The following is a 21705-nucleotide window of genomic DNA, read 5'->3' as shown; positions in this document are numbered from 1 at the left end:
AGGTTGCGATGGATTTTTCTCCGGCGGATCTGTTCCGTTCAACCAAGACCGGCTCTCGCAGCAGCCTGGACCGCGTCAACAAGCAACTTTCGGCCTCGCGCGGCACGTTTCGCCAAAAGGTGCATATCGGTGTGCTCGTGGCTACTGTGGCGCTTGTCGCCTACGGTGCCATCATTATCTGGTCGGCTTCGCAGTTTAAGGCCGATGCCTCGTTCTCACGCCATCTGCTGGGAATTGGCATCGGTGCGGTGCTGGCGGTGCTGGTCTGGCGTATCGACCTGCGCGGTATATCCAATTTCTCGACGGCGTTGCTCGTCATCGACCTGATCGTGATCTTCTCGCCCAAGATTCCGGGTCTGTCCTATACGGGCGGTCTGGGCATGACGGGCTGGATCAAGATTCCCGGTATCGGCTTGACATTCCAGCCGGTTGAGCTTGCCAAGCTCATCACCATCTTCTTTATTGCTACGCTTGGCTCGCAGTATAACGGTCGCATCGATACCGCTCGCGACTACGTCAAGCTCTGCGGCATGCTGTCCATTCCGTTTTTGGCCGTCGTTGCCATGGGCGACCTGGGCTCGGGCCTGGTCGTGCTTGTTTCTGGGGCCATCGTCATTTGTATGAGCGGTTCACGCCGCGAATGGGTGCTGTCGACCCTAGCCCTGCTCGTGGGCCTGGTGGCCCTCGTCCTGGCGCTCGATTCGGTCTTTGATTCGTTGCTCGGCCACGATGTGCTCATCAAGCAGTATCAGATGAACCGTCTGACGGTCTTTATCGACCCCGATAATGCCGATTCGGACGATGCCTACAACCTGCAGCAGTCGCTTATCGCCGTTGGCTCTGGCGGCTTCTTTGGTAAGGGCTTGGGCCATGCGACGCAGTCGGCCGGCGGCTTTCTGCCTGAGTTCCACACCGACTTCGTCTTCGCCTTCCTGTCCGAGACCTTTGGCTTTTGTGGTTCCTTTTTGCTCCTGTGCCTCTACGTGCTGTTGATCTTTTCGACGATTCGCGTCGCCTTTAAGTGTGAGTCGCTGTTTTTGCGTCTTTCGTGTGTGGGCATCGTTGGCATGTGGGCGTTCCAGACCTTCGAAAATATCGGCATGTGCATCGGCATGATGCCGATTACCGGTATTCCGCTACCGTTTATTAGCTTTGGCTCGTCTTCGATGATGATTCAGCTGCTGACGGTGGGTATCGTACAATCCATATGGCGGCATCGTTCGGGCGCCGCGTAACCGCTGGAGGGGTTTGCTATGAAAATTCCCGTAGATAAGCTGACCCGCGCTTTTAAGATGGGCGCGTCCGTTAAGAAGGATTCCGATACGCCGGTGCGCGTCTCGGTCTATCTGGATTCGTCCGCCTCGCGCTTTCTGGCCGAGACGGTGCGTGACGCCTTTGTGCCGCAGACGACCTCGGGCATTGTGCGCGTCGAGCGTCTGGGGGAGGAGCGAATTGCTCCAAAGACCGATACCGATGTGGTGCTGGTGCTCTCGTGTGGTTCCGACCGCTTGGAGAGTGCCGTGCAGGAGCTCGTGATCGCCGGCGCGCCCGTATGCGTGCTTGCCGAGTCTGCTGTGGAGGCGCCGTTTATCGAGGAGTCCACGCCCATGCTCGGCGTGGTAGCGGCAACCGATAAGACGTATCTGCTCGAGACGCTTGCCCGCTGGATTCTCGATCGCACCGACAAGGAAACGGCTTTTGCGGCGAACTTTGCCTTCATGCGCATCGCGGCGGCCAATCGTATCATCACCTCGTGCGCGCTCACCAATATGGCGACCGGTGCGCTGGTGTTTTTGCCGGGCGCCGATTATCCCGTTATGGCGCTGGCGCAGGTGGGCATGCTCTTTGAGCTCGCTGCCGTCTTTGGGCGCGGCATTAAGCCTGAGCGCGGCTACGAGGTCGCGGGCGTGCTTGCCGGCGGTCTTGTGATCCGCGCGGTCACCCGCGTGCTCGTCAAGCAGACGCCGCATATTGGGTTTGCCGTCAAGGCGCTCACTGCTGCCGCGGGCACCTATGGCATGGGCCGTGCGCTCGTTTCGCTTTACGAGCGCGATGTCGACTACAGCCGTGCCAACGAGGTGGTCACTGCCACGTTCTCCCGCGTTCGCGATCTGGTGACCACGGTCGCGGGCGCTACCCGTCCTATGGCGTCCTACCAGGACGCATCCGATCTCGCTGCTTAGGGGTTTTCCGTTGCGCGTTGCATACCAAGATTGTTTTCATTTAATTGAGCCGCTGCTCGCCAAGGTCGAGAAACCGAGCCGCTATATCGATCACGAGTGGGGCACGCTTTCCAAGGCCGATGCCGATTACCGTTGTTGCCTGATCTATCCGGACGTATACGAGGTCGGTCTGCCCAACCAAGGTATCGCCATCCTCTACAACATTCTTAACCAGGCCGAGGGCATCTCCTGCGAGCGCGGCTATGTGCCGTGGCCTGATATGGGTGACGCCATGCGCGAGGCGGGTATTCCGCTGCTGTCGCTCGAAGGTGCCGCCCCCGTCGCTTCGTTTGATATGGTCGGCCTGCATGTGCCGCACGAGATGGCGGTGACGAACTTCCTCGAGGCTCTCGACCTCGCTGGCATTCCGCTGTTGGCGGCTGACCGCACCGAGGACGACCCCATTGTCATCGCCGGTGGTCCTTCGGTGTACAACCCCGAGCCGTACGCGGCCTTCTTCGATGCCATCCTCATCGGTGAGGGCGAGGAATCGCTGCTCGAGACCTGCCAGCTGCATCGCCGCCTGCGTGACGAAGGAGTCCCGCGCGCGCAGATTGTTGAGCAGCTTGCATCCATTGCCGGCAACTACGTGCCGTCGCTCTATGAGGTTCGTCACGACGAGCCCTGCTCGCCGCATGGCTACACCGCGCCGCGTGAGGGCAAGGATGCGCCGACTGTGGTCTACAAGCGCGTCGTCGAGGACTTTGGTGCCACCAATCCGCTGTCGCAGTCGTGCGTACCCTATGCACAGCTGGTCCACGACCGCCTGTCTATCGAGATCCTGCGCGGCTGCGCCCGCGGGTGTCGTTTTTGCCAGGCAGGCATGACGTATCGCCCGGTGCGCGAGCGCTCGGCCGACCAGATCGTCTCGTCGGTGATTCAGGGTCTGGAAAAGACCGGCTATGACGAGGTGTCGCTGACCTCGCTCTCCACGACTGACCACTCCTGCATTCGCGACGTGCTCGGCAGGCTCAACCGTTGCCTGGAGGATACGGGTATTCGCGTGTCCATTCCGTCGCAGCGCTTGGATTCGTTTGGCGTGGATATGGCCGAGTCGGTCGCCGGCGAAAAGAAGGGCGGCCTGACGTTCGCGCCCGAGGCCGGCAGTCAGCGCATGCGCGACATAATTAACAAGAACGTGACCGAGGAGGACCTGGACCGTGCGGCCAAGGCGGCCTTCGAGGCCGGCTGGAACCGCATGAAGCTCTACTTTATGATGGGCCTTCCCGGCGAGCGCGACGAGGACATCGTGGCCATCGCCAATCTGGCCGATCACGTGCTGGAGCTCGGTCGCTCCGTGGTGCCCAAGGCTCGTCGCGGCTCGATTTCGGTGTCCATCTCGGTTTCGGTCTTTATCCCCAAGGCTGCCACGCCGTTCCAGTGGTGCCCGCAGCTCGATTACGACGACGTCAAGCGTCGCCAAAAGCTGCTTATCACGAGCGTTCGTAACCGTGCCGTCCGCGTGCATTACCACGATGCTGAGACCTCGCTCATCGAGGCCGCGCTGTCCCGCGCCGGTCGTGACATGACGCCCGTCATCATCGATGCTTGGCGCGCGGGCTCTCGCTTTGACGCCTGGGTGGAGCATTTCTCGCTCGATAACTGGAAGGAGGCTGCTGCCAAAAACGGCATCGACCTCAATGAACTCGTGCACCTGCCCTACGAGTTGGACTGGCGCCTGCCGTGGGAGCATGTGAGCCCCGGTTGCACGCGCGGCTTCCTCGAGCGCGAGTACCGTCGCTCGCTCGAGGGTGTCACGACTCCCGACTGCACCCGCACGTCGTGCACCGGCTGCGGAATCTGTCCCACGCTCCATGCCAAGAATGTATTGATGGGTGATCGCGCATGAGTGAGCGCCTGACCGACAACCCCACGCTCTTTAGGCTTCGTGTTCGCTATGGCAAGCGCGATCGCCTTAAGTACCTGGGCCATCTCGAAGTAATCCATACCATTGAGCGCATCGTGCGCCGTGCGGGACTTCCCTATGCCGTCACGCAGGGCTTCTCTCCGCACATGCGCGTGGGCTTCTCTTCGGCGCTACCGGTGGGTACGTCGTCGACCTGCGAGTGGTATGACCTGTTTATGACCGAGTTCGTGGCGCTCGACGAGGCGTTTGGGCGCCTGGCTGCGGCGTCTCCGGCCGATCTGGCGCCCATTGAGGCGGCGTACATCGACGTGCGCACGCCGGCGTTGACGGCGCAGCTCACGCGCCTGTCGTATCGCATTGACCTGCACTTGGATCCCGAGGCGCCCGTAAGCGCCGACGAGGTGCGTCGCGCGATCGACGCACTGCGTGCGGACCATGGCATCGACTACGCGCGCGGCAAAAAAAGCAAGCGCTTGGATTTGGATCACACGCTCGTGGGCTATGAGCTCACGGCGGGGGATCGCCCGGACCATTTGGTGCTCATGCTCGACACCCATGCCGACAACGAGGGCTCCATGCGTCCGGAAATTTTGCTTTCCGCTGCTGATGTTTTGTTGCAGGGCTTGACCCCGGGCGTGGATGCACCTATTGTTTCCACCGGTATGCAAGACCTCGTGACCATCTGCTCCTACGATGTCGAGCGTCAGAATCAAGCATGCGAGGACGACGAGGGCCGACTCGTCAGCCCCATACCTGTGCGAACTTGTGGATTTGCTCCACATACTCGTTGACGGGGGTATTATCGCCTGCTACTATATTCGGCTGTTGCACTAACTGATGCATGAAGGGCAAGTAAACATGTACGCAATCGTTAACACGGGCGGCAAGCAGTACAAGGTCGCCACCGACGATGTCATCACCGTCGAGAAGATCGAGGGCAATGAGGGCGACAAGGTCACCCTGCCGGTCATCTTCCTCAACGATGGTAAGAAGATCGTCACCGATCCCGACAAGCTGGCCAAGGCCAAGGTTACCGCTCAGATCGTTGAGCAGTTCAAGGGCGAGAAGCAGCTGGTCTTCAAGTTCCACAAGCGTAAGCGCTATCGTCGTCTGAAGGGTCATCGTCAGCAGCTCACCAAGCTGAAGATCGTGAAGGTCCAGGCTACGTCCCGCGCCAAGAAGGCTGTCAAGGCAGAGGCCGAGGCTGTTGCCGAGGCTCCCGTCGCCGAGTAGATTACACTCGTAACGAAAGAGTAGGTATACACAATGGCACACAAAAAAGGACTCGGTTCCTCCCGTAATGGCCGTGACTCCCGCGGTCAGCGCCTTGGCACGAAGCGCTTCGCCGGCCAGACGGTAACCACGGGCACGATTCTCGTCCGTCAGCACGGCACGCACATCCACCCGGGTGAGAACGTTGGCCGTGGCAAGGACGACACGCTGTTCGCGCTGGTCGACGGTACCGTTGAGTTCCACAAGGGTATCAAGCACAGGGTCAGCGTACGCCCGCTCGCGAACGCGTAATTCACCCTTCATAGAGCACATATGTGGGAGGCACTTGAGTTTTAGGATTCAAGGGTCTCCCTCTTTTTTGTAGGAGGCGATTCTGTTGTCACAGTTCACCGATATCAGCCGCATTAACGTTTGCGGCGGCGACGGCGGAGCCGGATGCATGTCGTTTAGGCGCGAGGCATTTGTCCCCAAGGGCGGCCCCGATGGCGGCGACGGCGGTCGTGGCGGCAATGTCGTCATCCAGGCCGATGCCCAGCTTTCTTCGCTGATCGATTACCGCTTTAAGCATCACTTTCGCGCCGAGCGCGGCACGCACGGGCAGGGTGCCCGTCGTAACGGTAAGAGCGGCGAGGACCTGATTCTCAAGGTCCCTATGGGCACCGTGGTGCGCGAGCTCGACCCCGAGACGCAGACCCCGATGTTCGAGATTGCCGACCTGGTGCACGACGGCGAGCGCGTCGTCGTGGCGCCCGGTGGTGCCGGCGGTCTGGGCAATACCCACTTTGTGACGTCGGTGCGCCGCGCTCCGGCCTTTGCCCAGCTAGGCGAGCCGGCCGAGGAGCACTGGATTGAGCTCGAGATGAAGCTTATGGCCGATGCCGCACTCGTGGGCTTTCCCTCGGTGGGTAAGTCATCGCTCATTGCGCGCATGAGTGCCGCCCGCCCCAAGATTGCTGACTACCCGTTTACCACGCTCGTGCCCAATCTGGGCATGGTGCGTGCCGGCGAATATTCTTACGTCGTTGCCGACGTCCCCGGTCTTATCGAAGGCGCGAGCGAGGGCAAGGGCCTGGGTCACCAGTTCTTGCGCCACATTGAGCGTACGGCCCTGATCATGCACGTCGTCGACATGACGGGCGGTTTTGAGGATCGCGATCCGGTTGAGGATTATCGCATTATTAACCGCGAGCTCGAGCAGTATGGCGCCGAGCTTTCGGAGCGTCCGCAGATCGTCGTTGCCAACAAGTGCGATGCGCCGGGCACGGCCGACAAGATTGCCGACCTTAAGCGTGCGGCGCTCGACGATGGCCATATGTTCTTTGCCGTGTCCGCCGTGACTGGCGCCGGCCTCAACACGCTGATGCTTGCCGTGGGCGAGCAGGTGGCTAAGCTGCGCGCCGAGCTGGCGGTCTCCGATGAGCCGGTCGTTCTGCGCGACGATGAGTGGGAGCGTCGCCGCCTGCAGCGTGAGAAGCGGTTCCGCATTGTCCAGGAAGAGCCCGGTGCCTTCCGTGTGGTTGGTCGCGCGATTGAGCGCATGGTCATCCAGACCGACTGGGAAAACGAGGAAGCCGTCATCTACCTGCAGCATAAGTTTGCGCGCATGGGTGTCGACGACGCGCTCGAGAAGGCCGGTTGCCGCGCGGGCGATGAAGTCCGCATTTGCCAGCGCGCCTTTGACTTTGAGGGCGCTGAGGACTTCTCGGAGTACGAGGAGCTCGATGATGCTGGCGAGGACGTTGCCGTTGAGGCCATTGACGTGGCCGATGCTGCGGATGAGGGCGTCGAGGTTGTCGATGTGGCGGATGCCGCGGACGATGTCGAGACCCCGGAAGGCGAGTAAGCCATGTCGCTGCGCGGTGGAATCGGTCTGCCCGAGCTTCCTCTAGAGGACGGGCAGGAGTTTAAGCTTGGCATTATGGGTGGCACCTTTGATCCCATCCATTACGGACACCTGGTGACCGCTGAGCAGGCGCGCGAGTCCCTCGACTTGGACGCCGTGCTCTTTATGCCGGCGGGCACGCCTGCCTTTAAGCTTGACAAGCCGGTGACGCCCGCCGAGGACCGTTATGCCATGACGGTTCTCGCCACCGCCGCGAACCCGGCCTTTTTGGCGAGCCGGTTCGAGATCGACCGTCCGGGCGTAACCTATACGGCCGATACGCTTCATGCCCTTCGCGACTTTTACCCGCCGCAGGTAAAGCTCTACTTTATTACGGGCGCCGACGCAATTATCGATATTGTGACCTGGCATGATGCCAAACGAATCGCTGAGCTTGCTACCTTTATTGCGGCGACGCGACCGGGCTTTGATATCGATACGGCGCGTGCCCGAATCAAAGAGTCGGGTCTGCCGTTCGACGTGCGCTATATCCAGATTCCGGCGCTGGCGATCAGCTCGACCAACATTCGTAAGCGAGTTGCCCGCGGCATGAGCGTGCGCTATCTTACGAGCGAGTCCGTGCTCGGCTATATTCGTAAACGCGGGCTGTATGCCGATCTGGGTCAAAAAGATTTTGAGTGATGGGGGTCTACGTTGCCGGTAGAGGATCAGTTTGAGGGCGATGAGCGCGCGCTGCTGGCGCGTATTCATGGGCTGCTCGATGTTCGCATGAAGGATAAGCGCAATCGCTATGTCCATTCGCTTGGTGTTGCCGAGACTGCGTTGCACCTAGCCGAGGTGTACGGTGTCGACCGCTTTGATGCCGCCGCCGCCGGCCTGATCCATGACTGGGACAAGGTGCTCTCCGACGACGAGCTGGTCACGCGCGCTTTGCATTATGGCATTAAGATTGCCGGCTCTCCGTCTGCCGCGACGCCGCTTTTGCATGGCCTGGTTGCCGCCTATGAGCTTCCGCAGCTTTTTCCCGAGCTGTCGCCAGCGGTCTTTCAGGCTGTCGACCGTCACACCGTGGGCGCTTGCGACATGACGCCGCTCGATATGGTGGTCTTTGTTGCCGATGCCATCGAACCCAACCGCCACGGCGATTATGCCCATGCGCTGCGCAAGATGGTGGGGAAGTCCTCGCTCGACGAGTTGTTCTTCTCCTGTTTTGCGCAGGGTCTGGTCTATGTGATTCAGACCGGGCGTTATCTTTATCCCACGGCTATTACGATTTACAACCATTACGCCCAGCTGCGCTAGCTCGGGTGCGTCTAGAAAGAGGTATTCCATGGCCGACGAGACCATGACCGACGAGCAGATTCTTGAGGGTGTGGAGCACAAGAGCTTCGCCGCCACGTCCGACCGCACCGCCGCCTCGCTGTCCGCGAGCGGTGTCGCCGCCGAGGATGTCGCCCGCGCCGCCGCGCAGGCCGCCTACGACAAGAAGGGCGAGGACGTGCAGGTGCTCGACCTGACCGAGCTTTCCGATGTGTGCGACTACTTTGTGCTCGCCACCGGTACCAACAACCGCCAAGTCGATTCGATCGTCGACGAGATCGAGGAGAAGGTCGCCGAGGCTTGCGGCGAGCATCCGTTCTCCATCGAGGGCCGTGAGCAGAAGACCTGGATGCTCATGGACTACGGTTCGGTTGTCGTCCACGTCTTCACTCCCGAAGCCCGCGACTTCTACCGCCTAGAAAAGCTCTGGGGCGACGCCCCCCAGCTCCCCCTCAACCTCCTCTAGTAGCTCATTTGAGACGGGGTTTAGCTACCCTCACGCATATCGCCGGTCAGTTGCGGTTTTCCGCACCTGCCCGGCTTTCTTTTTGCCTAAAGGCGGTTAATCGTTGAAGCGGGATTGGCGGCCGAAGGATAGGGCGGTGTCGCCGAATTTGTCTCGGACGGCGTCGATGGCGACTGAGAGGTCGCGACGGTCGCTCGATTGGGCCCCGCGGTCATCGACTTCGCAGAACAGGTCGGTTTGGATACCGCCTTGGTGGTTGAAGTCGCTCATTCCGATACCTGCCAGACGTACGTGCATGCCTTCTTGCCAGATATTATCGAGCAGCTCGAGCGCCACGGCAACAAAGATATTCTCGTCGTCGGTGGGGTGGGGAAGCCGCCGCTGCGCCGTTCGCCCGCTTCCATACGAATACTTGAGCTTGAGCGTCACCGTGGCGCCCGTTAGTCCCTGACGGCGCAGGCGGCGTCCCACTGACTCTCCCAACAGCGCAATCGCCGCTTCGATGTCCCCACGCTCAGTCAAATCTTTCGCAAAGGTGCGCTCATTGCTCACCGATTTAACCTCGCGTTCCTCATCAAGACTCGTGACTTCGGAAACCTCGAATCCCAGCGCACGCTGGCGCATGCGTTCGCCGTTGACACCAAAAATAGAGGCCAAGGTGAGTTCCGGTGCACGTGACAGCTCGCCGAGCGTGTAGATGCGCATGCGGCGCAGTCGCTCCTCGGCCGAGCGCCCGATGCCGCTCATGGCAGATACCGGCAGCGAGGCCAAAAAACGCTGCTCGGTTCCGGGGCGCACGATGGTCAGCCCGAACGGCTTGTCCCGCTCGCTTGCGATCTTTGCGACCGTCTTGTTGCAGCCCACGCCAATAGAGCAGGTCACTCCCAGCGCTGCCACGCGATCGCTGATGCGCCGTGCAACCAGTAGCGGGTCTTCGGGCGCAAAGCGACCCGGTGTGATATCGATAAAAGCTTCGTCGATGGATACGCGCTCAACGCGCGGGGTCTCGTCGGCGAGAATCGCCATGACCTGCGCGCTGACCTCGCGGTAGCGATCAAAATGCCCATGCGTCCAAATGGCCTGCGGACACAGGCGCCGTGCCTCGGCCGAGGGCATGGCGGAATGCACGCCAAAGCGACGCGCCTCGTAGGAGCAGGTCGATACAACACCGCGAGAATCGGCGTCACCGCCCACGATGAGCGGCTTGCCGCGCCACTCGGGGTGGTCGAGCATCTCCACGCCAGCAAAAAACGCGTCGAGGTCCATGAGGCCCACCGCCGGTCCCGTCCAGGGCGGCGGCGTGACACCCGCAGCATCCTCATAACCGTATGTATGTTCGCGTCTTTTCATGGCATGAGTATACCGCGCAGCTCATGTGGGGTGCGTGGATGTGCTTGCAAATCGCGAATTCTTGTCTAAGATATGGATTTGCCTTCGACTACACCGAAGAAGTTGGTCTCACGGACTTCACCTGCCCGCGTCGATGGCGTATTATGTTCAACTGTTTGTTTGTAGTTGCAGCCTAAAGCTGCTTGGTTGGAGGAGTTTCCTTTGGCAGTCAAGATTCGCCTTGCTCGTCACGGCGCTAAGAAGCGTCCGTACTACCGTGTCGTCGTCGCCGATTCCCGCGCCCCGCGTGACGGTCGTATCATCGAGGAGGTTGGCCGCTACAACCCGATGACCGCCCCCAAGACCATCAACCTCGACCTCGAGAAGATCGCCGACTGGCAGTCCAAGGGCGCTCAGCTCACCGACGCCGTCGCCGCTCTGGTCAAGGCCGCCAACGAGGGCGAGAAGACCGAGACCGTCGTCAAGAAGTCCAAGAAGCAGCTCGCCAAAGAGGCCGAGGCCGCTAAGGCTGCCGCTGAGGCCGCTGAGGGCGCCGAGGAGTAAATCGTGCCTGAGGTTGACGCTGCACAGCTCGAGGGTGAGGCAATGCTCTCAGATCGCATCGCCGATCTCGTCGAATATCTCGTTGTTCAGATCGTCGACGACCCGGATTCCGTGAGCCTTGAGGTCATCGATGGTGACGGAGCCTCTACGATTGAGGTTTCGGTCGCCGAGGATGACGTCGCTAAGGTCATCGGCCGTCGTGGCCGTACCATCAAGGCCATTCGCACGCTCGCCCGTGCACTGGCCGCTCGCCTCGACACTGCTGTCGAGGTAGAGGTTCTGGGCTAGGACCTTGAGGTCCCAGTACAAAAACATCGCCCGTGTGGTCAAGCCGCACGGAAGGAAGGGGGAGGTCCTCGCGCAGCCGCTGCGGGGGCTTCCTTCTGTATTAGAGCCGGGTATGCGCGTCGCCCTGACGCCGCCCGCGCTCAAGCGCGACCGCTTTTGCACGGTCGTGTCCGTCACCGATGCGGGCGATGGCGATCTGGTCTCGTTTGAGGGCATTGACGACTTGACGGCCGCCGAGGGCATCACGGGATGCTACGTGCTGGCAAATCGTGACGACTTTGAGCTCGATTCGCTCGACGCTGCCTATACCGACCTGATGGGTCGTGAGGTGGTCGACGAGCGCTTCGGTTCGCTCGGCACGATCGTCGAGATCATGTCGACGCCCGCTAACGATGTTTGGGTTGTCGAGGGCGATCGGTACGGCGAGGTACTGATTCCCGTGATCGAGCAGGTTGTGCTCGATCTTCCCGATCAGGGCACAATTTCCGTCCACGTTATGGACGGTTTGATTGATATGGACAAGTAGGGAGGTAAACATGCTGATCGAGACCCTTTCGGTCTTTCCCGAGATGTTTGAGCCCGTCATGTCCACATCGATCTTGGGCCGCGCCCGTAAGGCCGGCCTTTTTGATTTTAAGGCCTATAACCTGCGCGACTGGACGCACGATCGCCATCGTACCGTCGATGACGAGCCGTATGGCGGCGGGCAGGGCATGCTCATGAAGGTCGAGCCCATTGCCGAGGCCATCGAGGCTATTAGCTCCGAGGGTCCCAAGCCCACCGTGGTGTTCTTCACCCCGTGCGGCGAGCCCTTTACGCAGCATGTGGCCGAGCGCCTGCTCAAAAGCGAGCGCCTGCTGTTTGTGTGCAGCCGTTACGAAGGTGTCGACGAGCGTGCCTATGCGTATGCCGACGAGCGCCTGTCGATCGGCGACTATGTGCTCACGGGCGGCGAACTCCCCGCCATGGTCGTGTCCGATGCCGTCGTGCGTCTGATTCCCGGCGCCCTGGGCGACGAGATGAGCAACGTCGATGAGTCGTTCTCGACCGCCGAGGACGGTGGTCTGCTCGAATATGCGCAGTACACCCGTCCCGCCGAGTTCAACGGCGAGGGTGTGCCCCCGGTGCTCGTGAGTGGCGATCATGCCAAGGTTGACGCCTGGCGCCGTAAGAATGCCATTGAGCGTACCTGCCGCTGGCGACCCGATCTGATCGAGACGGCGCGGCTCACGCCCGAAGAGCGCGCTTACGCGCAAGATTTGCTTTCCGGAAGGGGTGAATAGAATGGTGGATGATAAAGGGCGTCAGCGGGTTCACCTCGAACATGATTTTGGCGAAAGGTCCGTTTTCACTTTACGTGGTGCTCTGGAGTGGGTTTTAGTCATTCTTATCGCGCTCGCCGCCACCTTCTTGATCCGCACCTTTGTGATCGAGCCCTTTGTGGTGCCCACCGGCTCCATGGAGGACACGATCGAGATTGGCGACCAGATCCTGGCGCAAAAGGTGAGCCTCGAGCTCGGTCAGCCCGTCAAACAGGGCGATATTGTGGTATTCCACAACCCCGATGGCACCTCCGAGCACGATGTTCTCGTCAAGCGCGTTATTGCCACGTCCGGCCAGACGGTCGACCTGCAGGACGGACACGTGGTCGTTGACGGCCAGACGCTCGACGAGGATTATACGACCGGCATGAGCTGGCCGCTTTCGGTCCAGGCGCCCGGCGCCCAGGTGAGCTATCCCTACACCGTCCCCGACGACTGCGTGTGGGTGATGGGCGACAACCGCGAAAACTCTGCCGACTCACGCTACTTTGGTCCCGTCGATCGCTCTGATTTGATCGCTGTGGCGCTTGTTCGCTACTGGCCGCTCAACCGTATCGGCGCTATCGACTAAAAACCGCTATAGTACAGTACCTAACCGTGTAATCGTTTCGACGAGGGGATATTAGAGGCATGAACGCTTCATCGCTTTCCTTCCAAGACATCATCCTGCGCCTCCAGCAGTACTGGGGCGAGCAGGGCTGCGTCATTATGCAGCCCTATGACTCCGAGGTCGGTGCCGGTACCTTCCACACCGCGACCACGCTGCGCTCGCTCGGTCCCGCCGAGTGGCGCACCTGCTATGCGCAGCCCTGCCGCCGTCCCGCCGACGGCCGCTACGGCGAGAACCCCAACCGCATGCAGCACTACTATCAGTTCCAGGTGCTCATCAAGCCCTCGCCGGTCAATGCCCAGGAGCTCTACCTGGGTTCGCTGGCCGCCATTGGCCTGGACCCCAACGACCATGACGTCCGTTTTGTCGAGGATGACTGGGAGAGCCCGACGCTGGGCGCCTGGGGCCTTGGCTGGGAGGTCTGGCTCAACGGCATGGAGGTCACGCAGTTTACGTACTTCCAGCAGGTGGGCGGCATCGAGGTCGACCCCGTGCCCGTCGAGATCACCTATGGCCTGGAGCGCATCGCCATGTACGCCCAGGGTGTCAACTCCGTTTACGACCTGGTGTGGAGCTATCTGCCCGACGGCACGCCCATGACCTATGGCGACGTGTTCCTCGAGAACGAGCGCGAGTTCAGCGCTTACAACTTTGAGGTCGCCAACGTCGAGATGATGCGTCAGAAGTTTGACGACTACGAGACCGAATGCCATTCCTGCCTGGAGCGCAAGCTGCCGCTGCCGGCGTACGACTGCGTCATGAAGTGCAGTCATGCCTTCAACCTGCTCGATGCCCGCGGCGCCCTGTCCGCGGTCGAGCGTGCCAACTACATCCTGCGCGTCCGCGCCGTCGCCAAGGCGTGCTGCGAGGCCTACATGGCCGAGGTCGCCGGAGTCAACGAGAATGCCGATCAGGAAGGCGAGGTGGCGTAAGCCATGGCAGACGCTAAGGATTTCCTGTTTGAGATCGGTACGGAGGAAATGCCCTCTGCACCGCTGAACAATGCCGTCAAGCAGCTTGGCACCATGATCGCCAAGGGTCTCGATGAGGCCGGTCTGGCCCACGGCGAGGTCCGTGTGATCTCGAGCCCGCGTCGCCTGGCTGCACTCGTGGCCGATGTCGCTACCGCGACCGATGAGGTTCACGAGGTCAAGCGCGGCCCCGCGGCAAACATTGCATTTGACGCCGACGGCAACGCCACCAAGGCCGCCCAGGGCTTCGCCCGCAAGTGCGGTGTGGCTGCCGAGGACCTGGTCCGTCGCGAGGACACCGACGGTCGCGAGTATGTCTTTGCTGAGAAGAACATTCCCTCCGCACCGGCTACCCCGATTCTGACGGCCCTGTGTGAGAAGACCATCGCCGGCCTGCAGTGGCCCAACTACCGCAGCCAGCGCTGGGGCCACGAGCACGCGACGTTCGTGCGCCCGGTCCGTTGGATCTGCTGTCTTTTGGGCGAGGATGTTGTGCCCGTGTCCTTTGCCGATGTGACGAGCGGCAACACCACGCGCGGTCATCGCGTGCTTGGCCTCGGTGACCACGTTGTCGCCAGCCCCGCCGTCTATGAGCAGGTGCTCGAGGATGCCGGCGTGCTTTCTGCCGAGCGTCGTCGCGAGGCCATTCTTGCCGGTATCGCCGAAGTCGAGGCTGCTCGCCCCGGCTGCCATGTCGACACGCCCAAGAAAGTCTTTGAGGAGGTCATCAACCTCTGCGAATGGCCGACGGTGCTCGTCGGCACCTTCGATGAGGAGTTCCTCAAGGTCCCGCACGAGATTATCTGCGAGTCCATGCTCACCAACCAGCGCTACTTCCCGATCTATGACGGCGAGGGCAAGCTCACTCGTGAGTTCGTGGTTGTTTCGAACAGCAAGCCCGAGAACGCCGAGCGCGTGATCGACGGCAACGAGCGCGTCGTGCGCGCCCGTCTGGACGACGCCAAGTTCTTCTACGAGGAGGATCTGAAGATCTCCCTCGATGAGTTCCGCGAGCGTCTGGCTAAGGTTGCCTTCCAGGAGAAGCTCGGTAGTGTGCTCGCCAAGTCCGAGCGTATTGAGCAGCTCGCGCTCGCTATTGCACGCGAGGCCCATCTGGGCGCCCACCTGGCTGCCGATGCCGCTCGCGCCGCGCATCTGTGCAAGGCCGACCTGGTTTCCAACGCCGTCGTCGAGTTCACGAGCCAGCAGGGCGTGATGGGTGGTTACTACGCATGCGCGATGGGGGAGAACGACGAGGTCGCCCGCGCCATTCGCGATCACTACCGTCCCCGCTTTGCCGGTGACGAGCTGCCCGAGGGCACCGCTGGCTGCATCGTGGCCTGCGCCGACAAGCTCGATACCATCGCCGGTATCTTTGCCATCGGCGAGCCCCCGACCGGCTCCTCCGACCCCTACGCGCTGCGTCGTGCCGCTATCGGCATCATCAACATCCTGCGCGACCGTCTGCCGATCGACCCCACGTCGCTGATCGACTTCGCCCTTCAGCTCTATAGCGAGCAGGACATTGAGTTCGACGCCGCCGAGGTCGCCCAGCAGGTTCGCGACTTCTTCCATGGCCGCCTGGTGAGCATGGCCCGCGACGAGAAGATTCCGGCCGATACCGTCGCCGCCGTCTCCGCGGTGCACATCATTGCCCCGTCCGTCTTCTTCGCCCGCTGCGCCGCCCTCGACGAGGCTCGCAAGAACGACGCCGAGACCTTCGACAACCTGGCCACCGCCTATGCCCGCGCCGCGCATATCTCCAAGCCCGAGCTGGGTGCGGAGTACGACCGTAGCCTGATGGGCGATGCCGAGCTTGCTCTCGCCGACGCCTCCGAGGCTGCCCAGACCGCTGTCGATGCCGCCCTCGCTGCCGAGGATTACCCGGCCGCATTTGCCGCCCTCGCCGCCCTTCGCGCCCCCATCGATCGTTTCTTCGACGAGGTTATGGTCATGGACAAGGACGAGCAGCTTCGCGATAATCGCCTTAAGCTGCTCAACCGCTTTGAGGCCGTTTTCTCCGGCATCGCCAACATCGGTGAGCTTGCCCGCAAAAAGTAAGCTAGCCTGCGCGTAAGCGCAAAAGGAGCCCCGCATGGATTGCCCGGTCACCGCTCGTCCCACCGTTATCGTTATCTCCGACTCGCTCGGTGATACCGCTTGTGAGGTGGTGCTTGCGGCGTCCGGGCAATTTGATGAAGGGGCTTTTCGTCTTTTGCGCCTGCCCAAGGTGACCTCGGTGGAGCAGGTCAAGTCGTTTGTGGGTCCGCGTGTCGATGCGGACCATCGCGATATTGCCGTGTTCCACACCATTGTCGATCCGGCGCTTCGCGCCCGCGTCCTCGATTACCTGGGCATGCTGCATATCCGTTCGGTCGACCTGATCGGCCCGACGCTTGCCGTCCTGTCCTCGCTTATCGGTGCGTCGCCCAAGCGTGTCGCGGGTGTGATTCATAAGACCGACGACCGTTATTTCCATCGCATCGAGGCCATGGAGTATTTTGTTGAGCACGATGACGGGCGCGGGTGCGATGATCTGTCGGGTGCCGATATCGTGCTGCTGGGTGTGTCGCGTACGTCCAAGACGCCGCTGTCGATGTATTTGGCCTATCAGGGCTACAAGGTTGCCAATGTTCCGCTGGCTCATGGTATGGAGCCGCCAAAGTCGATTTATCAGGTTGATCCGATGAGGTTGTTTGGCTTGATTTCTACCGTCGATGTGATTTCCGAGATTCGTGATAGCCGTCTGGGCAATGACTATGCCCGCGCTGTCGCCGGTTCCTATGCCGAGCCCGAGAGCGTGCGCAGCGAGCTCCAGGAAGCCCGTGCCCTCATGAAGCGTTTGGGCTGCTTTGTCGTGCGCACTGACGGTAAGGCGATCGAGGAGAGCGCCTCCGAGATCATTGCCCACCTCGAAGAGATTCAGGAAGCCAGGGCCCGCCGTGCCGTCCGTCGCGCTCAACAAAGCTAGCTTATGTGGGACGGGTTTGTCTGGGTAGCTAAAATAGCCCCGTCCCAAATTAGCTACCCAAAGAGACTACCTCAAAATAATGCATGATTATGGTAAAGCGATTTAGCAGTTATTACCGCTTTTGACCTGCAAGTTACTTGCATTGGTATCTTCATAAGGCAACCACCTTTACCTACCGTTTACCGTCATATTTACCACGTTTACCAAACCGCGAATCCTCTGCTCAAGCCTGTCCAAAACCCGCCGTATAGTTCCCTCACGGCTCGCATCCGGCGGGCCAATTCGTTACCACGGTCGTGCGCGAGAGCGCATGGAAGGGGAAGTATCGTGAGCGATTGCAAGAGGGTTTACCGTTTTGGAACCGACGCCCAGGGCACCTGTGTCACCGAGGGTGACAAGTCCATGAACTTCGTGCTTGGCGGCAAAGGCGCAAACCTTGCCGAGATGAGCCGCATCGGCCTGCCGGTCCCCGGTGGCTTTACCATTACCTGCCAGACCTGTGTTGCGTACTCCGGTGCCGGTAACGTCTGGCCCGAGGGCGCACTCGATGAGATCGTTGCCGCCGAGGCAGACCTCGAGGCCCGCTGCGGCAAAAAGCTCGGCGATGCCTCCGATCCGCTGCTCGTATCGGTTCGCTCGGGCGCTCCGTTCTCCATGCCCGGTATGATGGACACAGTCCTCAACCTGGGCCTCAATGACGATTCCGTTCAGGGCCTTATCGCCCAGACGCAAAACCCGCGTTTTGCCTGGGATAGCTACCGCCGCTTTATCCAGATGTTCTCCAACGTCGTCATGGGTGTCGATGCTGACTTGTTCGAGAATGCCCTGACCCAGGCCCGCCTGGTCGCCGGCGTTCGCGTCGATTCCGAGCTTTCGGCCGAGGACCTGCAGGAGCTCGTCGAGACGTTCAAGGGCATCTTCTCCGAGAACGTCGAGGCCGCCCTGTATCCCGAGCTCGAGGTCGCCGACGGCAAGCCCGTCTTCCCGCACGATCCGGAGCTCCAGCTGCGCCTTGCTATCCAGGCCGTCTTCGGCAGCTGGATGAACGAGCGCGCCTGCATCTACCGCAAGCAGCACGGCATTTCCGACGACCTTGGCACCGCCGTCAACGTTCAGGCTATGGCCTTTGGCAATAAGGGCGAGACCTCGGCGACCGGTGTCGCCTTTACGCGCAACCCGGCCGACGGCACCAAGGAGTTCTACGGTGACTTTCTGGTCAACGCCCAGGGCGAGGACGTCGTCGCCGGCATCCGCAACACCGAGTCCATTGCCGACCTCAAGACCACCCCGGGCCTCGAGTCCGCAGGTGAAGAGCTTGAGCGTGTCTTCCTGACGCTTGAGGATCACTACCGCGACATGTGCGACATCGAGTTCACCATCGAGCAGGGTAAGCTCTGGATGCTCCAGACCCGTGTGGGCAAGCGTACCGCAACCGCCGCTCTGCGCATCGCTATCGAGATGGTCGAGGAGGGCCTCATCACCCGTGAGGAGGCCGTGAGCCGCATCGATCCCACGCAGCTCGACCAGCTCCTGCACCCGCAGTTCGACTCCTCCAAGAAGTACGAGGCGCTCGCATGCGGCCTTAACGCCAGCCCCGGTGCCGCCGTGGGCGAGGTCGTGTTCTCGAGCGATGACGCCGTCGCGCGTTCTGCCGAGGGCCATAAGGTCATTCTGGTCCGCTGGGAGACCAACCCCGACGACCTTAAGGGAATGGTCGCCGCCGAGGGTATCTTGACGAGCCATGGCGGCAAGACGAGCCATGCCGCCGTTATCGCTCGCGGTATGGGTACGCCCTGCGTCTGCGGCGTCGAGCGCTTCCACATTGACGCGGCCGAGAAGGTCGTGCGCATCGAGGGCAGCGATCGCGTGCTGCACGAGGGTGATATCATCTCCATCGACGGCACCCAGGGTATCGTCGTCGACGGCGCTGTCGATTTGGTCTCCGCTGAGCTCACCGGCGACCTGGACACCATTCTGTCCTGGGCAGACGAGATCCGCCTGGACGAGACCGACGGTCACGCCAACCACGTGCGCGTCAACGCCGACAATCCCGAGGATGCCGAGCTCGCGCTCGAGTTTGGCGCCGAGGCCATCGGTCTGTGCCGTACCGAGCACATGTTCCTGGGCGATCGCAAGAACATTATCCAGAGCTTCATCCTGTCCGACGACGAGGCTGTGAAGCAGCAGGCCCTGGCCGATCTGCTCAAGGTTCAGACTGAGGACTTCTTGGCGATGTTCAAGACCATGTCCGGTCGCGATGTGGTCGTTCGCCTGCTCGATCCGCCGCTTCATGAGTTCCTGGATAATCCTCGCGAGCTCGAGGTCGCCATCACCAGGAAGGAGGCCGCTGGCGCCGGCGAGGTAGAGCTTGCCGCCCTGCGTGCCCGCCTGCGCCGTATCGACGGCATGGTCGAGTCCAACCCGATGCTCGGCCTGCGCGGTGTGCGCCTGTCAGTCGTCTTCGGTGACCTGCCGCTCATGCAGGTCCGTGCCGTGGCAACGGCTGCCGCTCGCCTTATCAAGGAAGGCGTCGACCCGCGCCCCGAGATCATGGTTCCGCTCGTTTCCATCACGGCCGAGCATGTCCAGACCCGCGAGGTCATCGAGCGCGTGATCGCCGAGGTTTCCGCCGAGGAGGGCGTCGAGCTCAACATTCCCGTGGGCACGATGCTCGAGCTGCCGCGCGCCTGCATGGTCGCTGACGAGATCGCCCATCACGCCGACTTCTTCTGCTTTGGCACCAACGATCTCACCCAGACGACCTTCGGCTTCTCCCGCGACGATGCCGAGGCCAAGTTCATTCCGCTGTACATGCACAAGAAGATCTTGAAGGACAACCCCTTCGAGACTATCGACTCGGCGGTGCTGGAGCTCGTGCGCATGGCCGTCGAGAAGGGTCGTGCCACCAACCCCGGCATGCACTTTGGCGTGTGCGGTGAGCACGGCGGCGACCCCAAGTCCATCAAGGCCCTGTTTAACGCGGCCGACGTGGACTACGTGTCCTGCTCGCCCTATCGCGTGCCCCTCGCGCGTCTGGCGGCCGCTCAGGCCAAGCTCGAGGCCAAGCGTTCTGCCTAACGTTTTGGGTGTAGACGCCTAGTGTAGCCCCCCTTCATGCCGCCCGTCTCATTCGTGAGGCGGGCGGTTATCATGTGCGGGTTTTGTCTTTTTGTCTGCGTAAAAAATTGTTCTTGCAGCAGAAACCCGCGCGTGTATACTCAAATACGTTTGTTCAACTACGTGCCGGCCAAGATGGTACGGCACCTCTAGAAGAGTAAGGAATTGCACATGGATTACATCCGCGCAATCGAGCGTCAGCAGATCCGCGAGGACATTCCTCAGGTTCGCGTCGCCGACAACGTCAAGGTTCACTACCGCATTAAGGAAGGCGACCGCGAGCGCATCCAGGTCTTCCAGGGCGACGTCATCCGCATGGCCGGCGCCGGTGCCCGCGAGACCTTCACCGTCCGCAAGATGTCCTTCGGTGTCGGTGTTGAGCGTACCTTCCCGCTTCACAGCCCCAAGATCGCCAAGCTCGAGGTCGTTCGTCATGGTCGCGTCCGTCGCGCCAAGCTGTACTACCTCCGCGACAAGGTGGGCAAGGCTGCTCGCATCCCCGAGAAGCGCTAAGAAGATCGCAGCGTCTGTCCACTCGTTTGGACACAAGGGTCACCTTCGGGTGGCCCTTCTTTTTATCTGATTTGCATGCAAGGAGGGCCTGGTATGGCCAACATGACGAGCTCGGTTTCGGCATCGCAGGTTGCCGGTGAGCTGGCGAGCGCTACGTTTGAGGAGATTCCCGCCCTCGTGGAGCATTATCGCGAGGACCCGCGCCAGCAGGTGATCAAGGCTTGTGAACGCGCCCTCAAACGCCATGCCAAAGAGCTTGCCGAGCGTGAGCGCGTCAATGACATGTACGAGCTTATGCATGAGCTTGGCGGCGATGGGGTGGTCGTTGGTGTCGATGAGGTGGGTCGCGGATCGGTGGCCGGTCCTCTGACGGTGTGCGCCGTCTGTCTTCCTATGGAGCCGCGCGTCTGGGGTATCAACGATTCCAAAAAGCTCACGCCGGCGCGCCGCGAGCTGCTCTCGGTGATGATTGCCGAGGTGGCGACGGCGATCGGTTTTTGCCATATCGCGCCGAAGGATATCGATGATATGGGCATGGCCCGCGCCATCCGCGCTGCCGTCGCGGGCGCCGTGGCCGATACGGGCCTCGAGCCCGACTGCGTCCTCATGGATGGCAACCCCTTGGGCGCCGTTCCTAACGAGCGCGATGTGGTGAAGGGCGATGCCAAAATCGCCTGCATCGCTGCGGCGTCCATCATGGCCAAGGTCACGCGTGACGAGATGATGGTCGAGTACGACGCCGAGTACCCCGAGTACCATCTGGCAGAGTCGAAGGGCTATGCAAGCCCCGAGCATATCGAGGCCATTCGCAAACATGGACTTTGTCCACTGCACCGCGTGAGCTTTTGCGGAAACTTTTTGCAGACTGAGCGCCTTTTCTAGATCAATTGTGGAGAAAGGGACCCCTGGCGTTTTATAAACCTGCTGGTAGCGGGCCGTGTTCAACGTGATTGTTGCGTACGGCCCATTTTTTGTCGGTATTTGGTCAGCTTTTGGTTTGCATCCGGTACTTACCCGCATGAAAGGTGCCCTCATCATCGGGGCAATGCAGTGTGCGGGAAAGGAGACC

The 21705-nt window shown here is 61.2% G+C and carries 22 protein-coding genes; 21 read left to right on the top strand and 1 reads right to left on the bottom strand.

All coding sequences use genetic code 11. The features are described from left to right. Window positions 1–8: 8 nt before the first annotated feature. From DXD94_RS01800 to rsfS, 10 genes are all read left to right on the top strand, one after another. Window positions 9–1235 (top strand): FtsW/RodA/SpoVE family cell cycle protein, encoded by a 1227-nt coding sequence (locus tag DXD94_RS01800; protein ID WP_117763031.1) that lies wholly within the window; start codon window positions 9–11, stop codon window positions 1233–1235. A gap of 18 nt (window positions 1236–1253) precedes the next feature. After that, window positions 1254–2183 (top strand): YcjF family protein, encoded by a 930-nt coding sequence (locus DXD94_RS01795; protein ID WP_117763030.1) that lies wholly within the window; start codon window positions 1254–1256, stop codon window positions 2181–2183. A gap of 10 nt (window positions 2184–2193) precedes the next feature. Further along, window positions 2194–4071: a TIGR03960 family B12-binding radical SAM protein gene (locus DXD94_RS01790; protein ID WP_117763029.1), complete on the top strand. Its 1878-nt coding sequence runs from the start codon at window positions 2194–2196 to the stop codon at window positions 4069–4071. Then, window positions 4068–4880, top strand: coding sequence for a TIGR03936 family radical SAM-associated protein (locus DXD94_RS01785; protein ID WP_117735143.1), 813 nt, complete (start codon window positions 4068–4070; stop codon window positions 4878–4880). Before DXD94_RS01790 ends, DXD94_RS01785 begins: the two co-directional genes overlap by 4 nt. A 67-nt stretch (window positions 4881–4947) precedes the next feature. Further along, a complete protein-coding gene (gene rplU / locus DXD94_RS01780; protein ID WP_035138585.1) occupies window positions 4948–5322 on the top strand; it encodes a 50S ribosomal protein L21 in 375 nt (124 codons plus the stop codon). Window positions 5323–5355: 33 nt separating this feature from the next. Continuing rightward, window positions 5356–5613 carry a 50S ribosomal protein L27 gene (gene rpmA, locus DXD94_RS01775; protein WP_089573443.1) on the top strand — a complete coding sequence of 86 codons (258 nt, stop codon included), beginning with the start codon at window positions 5356–5358 and terminating at the stop codon, window positions 5611–5613. An 85-nt stretch (window positions 5614–5698) separates the two neighbouring features. Beyond that, window positions 5699–7165 (top strand): GTPase ObgE, encoded by a 1467-nt coding sequence (gene obgE / locus DXD94_RS01770; RefSeq protein WP_199568332.1) that lies wholly within the window; start codon window positions 5699–5701, stop codon window positions 7163–7165. 3 nt (window positions 7166–7168) lie between these two features. Continuing rightward, a complete protein-coding gene (gene nadD, locus DXD94_RS01765) occupies window positions 7169–7846 on the top strand; it encodes a nicotinate-nucleotide adenylyltransferase (RefSeq protein ID WP_117763027.1) in 678 nt (225 codons plus the stop codon). Window positions 7847–7933: 87 nt separating this feature from the next. Beyond that, window positions 7934–8467, top strand: coding sequence for a bis(5'-nucleosyl)-tetraphosphatase (symmetrical) YqeK (gene yqeK / locus DXD94_RS01760; protein ID WP_199568336.1), 534 nt, complete (start codon window positions 7934–7936; stop codon window positions 8465–8467). A 28-nt stretch (window positions 8468–8495) separates the two neighbouring features. Next, on the top strand, window positions 8496–8951 hold the full coding sequence (gene rsfS, locus DXD94_RS01755) for a ribosome silencing factor (RefSeq protein ID WP_022094751.1): 456 nt from the start codon (window positions 8496–8498) through the stop codon (window positions 8949–8951). Between the two features lie 96 nt (window positions 8952–9047). On the opposite strand, the gene dinB is transcribed toward rsfS, so the two are convergent. After that, the gene (dinB, locus tag DXD94_RS01750) at window positions 9048–10301 is read right to left on the bottom strand and encodes a DNA polymerase IV (protein WP_117763025.1); all 1254 of its coding nucleotides are present in this window, start codon (window positions 10299–10301) and stop codon (window positions 9048–9050) included. Between the two features lie 201 nt (window positions 10302–10502). Here dinB and rpsP point away from each other — a divergent pair, with 201 nt between their 5' ends. The 11 genes from rpsP (at window position 10503) to DXD94_RS01695 (ending at window position 21518) form a co-directional block, all read left to right on the top strand. Further along, window positions 10503–10844: a 30S ribosomal protein S16 gene (gene rpsP, locus DXD94_RS01745; RefSeq protein WP_022094749.1), complete on the top strand. Its 342-nt coding sequence runs from the start codon at window positions 10503–10505 to the stop codon at window positions 10842–10844. Window positions 10845–10886: 42 nt separating this feature from the next. Further along, window positions 10887–11132: a KH domain-containing protein gene (locus tag DXD94_RS01740; protein WP_370448117.1), complete on the top strand. Its 246-nt coding sequence runs from the start codon at window positions 10887–10889 to the stop codon at window positions 11130–11132. A 34-nt stretch (window positions 11133–11166) separates the two neighbouring features. After that, complete coding sequence (gene rimM / locus DXD94_RS01735; protein ID WP_233540295.1) at window positions 11167–11658, top strand: ribosome maturation factor RimM; 492 nt, start codon at window positions 11167–11169, stop codon at window positions 11656–11658. Between the two features lie 10 nt (window positions 11659–11668). After that, the gene (gene trmD, locus DXD94_RS01730) at window positions 11669–12415 is read left to right on the top strand and encodes a tRNA (guanosine(37)-N1)-methyltransferase TrmD (RefSeq protein WP_117763022.1); all 747 of its coding nucleotides are present in this window, start codon (window positions 11669–11671) and stop codon (window positions 12413–12415) included. 1 nt (window position 12416) lies between these two features. Beyond that, entirely contained in the window at window positions 12417–13025 is a 609-nt protein-coding gene (gene lepB, locus DXD94_RS01725; RefSeq protein WP_233540293.1) for a signal peptidase I, read from the top strand. Window positions 13026–13084: 59 nt separating this feature from the next. Then, window positions 13085–13996 carry a glycine--tRNA ligase subunit alpha gene (locus DXD94_RS01720; RefSeq protein WP_117763021.1) on the top strand — a complete coding sequence of 304 codons (912 nt, stop codon included), beginning with the start codon at window positions 13085–13087 and terminating at the stop codon, window positions 13994–13996. A 3-nt stretch (window positions 13997–13999) separates the two neighbouring features. Further along, complete coding sequence (gene glyS, locus DXD94_RS01715) at window positions 14000–16096, top strand: glycine--tRNA ligase subunit beta (protein WP_117763020.1); 2097 nt, start codon at window positions 14000–14002, stop codon at window positions 16094–16096. A gap of 34 nt (window positions 16097–16130) precedes the next feature. Further along, window positions 16131–17006 (top strand): pyruvate, water dikinase regulatory protein, encoded by an 876-nt coding sequence (locus DXD94_RS01710; protein WP_117763019.1) that lies wholly within the window; start codon window positions 16131–16133, stop codon window positions 17004–17006. Window positions 17007–17333: 327 nt separating this feature from the next. Further along, window positions 17334–20084, top strand: a complete 2751-nt coding sequence (gene ppdK / locus DXD94_RS01705; protein WP_117763018.1) for a pyruvate, phosphate dikinase — start codon at window positions 17334–17336, stop codon at window positions 20082–20084. 210 nt (window positions 20085–20294) lie between these two features. Next, window positions 20295–20636: a 50S ribosomal protein L19 gene (gene rplS / locus DXD94_RS01700; RefSeq protein ID WP_006236098.1), complete on the top strand. Its 342-nt coding sequence runs from the start codon at window positions 20295–20297 to the stop codon at window positions 20634–20636. A 93-nt stretch (window positions 20637–20729) separates the two neighbouring features. Continuing rightward, window positions 20730–21518: a ribonuclease HII gene (locus DXD94_RS01695; RefSeq protein ID WP_117763017.1), complete on the top strand. Its 789-nt coding sequence runs from the start codon at window positions 20730–20732 to the stop codon at window positions 21516–21518. Window positions 21519–21705: the final 187 nt, after the last annotated feature.

The organism is Collinsella sp. TM10-22, from assembly GCF_003466125.1.
In the GTDB taxonomy this organism is placed as follows: domain Bacteria; phylum Actinomycetota; class Coriobacteriia; order Coriobacteriales; family Coriobacteriaceae; genus Collinsella.
This window is presented reverse-complemented; position numbering and strand designations above follow the sequence as displayed.

Coding starts and splice junctions, on each gene's coding strand:
- DXD94_RS01800 (WP_117763031.1), top strand. CDS start 9: ATGGATTTTTCTCCGGCGGATCTGTTCCGTTCAACCAAGACCGGCTCT.
- DXD94_RS01795 (WP_117763030.1), top strand. CDS start 1,254: ATGAAAATTCCCGTAGATAAGCTGACCCGCGCTTTTAAGATGGGCGCG.
- DXD94_RS01785 (WP_117735143.1), top strand. CDS start 4,068: ATGAGTGAGCGCCTGACCGACAACCCCACGCTCTTTAGGCTTCGTGTT.
- rplU (WP_035138585.1), top strand. CDS start 4,948: ATGTACGCAATCGTTAACACGGGCGGCAAGCAGTACAAGGTCGCCACC.
- rpmA (WP_089573443.1), top strand. CDS start 5,356: ATGGCACACAAAAAAGGACTCGGTTCCTCCCGTAATGGCCGTGACTCC.
- nadD (WP_117763027.1), top strand. CDS start 7,169: ATGTCGCTGCGCGGTGGAATCGGTCTGCCCGAGCTTCCTCTAGAGGAC.
- yqeK (WP_199568336.1), top strand. CDS start 7,934: ATGAAGGATAAGCGCAATCGCTATGTCCATTCGCTTGGTGTTGCCGAG.
- rsfS (WP_022094751.1), top strand. CDS start 8,496: ATGGCCGACGAGACCATGACCGACGAGCAGATTCTTGAGGGTGTGGAG.
- dinB (WP_117763025.1), bottom strand. CDS start 10,301: ATGAAAAGACGCGAACATACATACGGTTATGAGGATGCTGCGGGTGTC.
- DXD94_RS01740 (WP_370448117.1), top strand. CDS start 10,887: ATGCTCTCAGATCGCATCGCCGATCTCGTCGAATATCTCGTTGTTCAG.
- trmD (WP_117763022.1), top strand. CDS start 11,669: ATGCTGATCGAGACCCTTTCGGTCTTTCCCGAGATGTTTGAGCCCGTC.
- lepB (WP_233540293.1), top strand. CDS start 12,417: ATGGTGGATGATAAAGGGCGTCAGCGGGTTCACCTCGAACATGATTTT.
- DXD94_RS01720 (WP_117763021.1), top strand. CDS start 13,085: ATGAACGCTTCATCGCTTTCCTTCCAAGACATCATCCTGCGCCTCCAG.
- glyS (WP_117763020.1), top strand. CDS start 14,000: ATGGCAGACGCTAAGGATTTCCTGTTTGAGATCGGTACGGAGGAAATG.
- DXD94_RS01710 (WP_117763019.1), top strand. CDS start 16,131: ATGGATTGCCCGGTCACCGCTCGTCCCACCGTTATCGTTATCTCCGAC.
- rplS (WP_006236098.1), top strand. CDS start 20,295: ATGGATTACATCCGCGCAATCGAGCGTCAGCAGATCCGCGAGGACATT.
- DXD94_RS01695 (WP_117763017.1), top strand. CDS start 20,730: ATGGCCAACATGACGAGCTCGGTTTCGGCATCGCAGGTTGCCGGTGAG.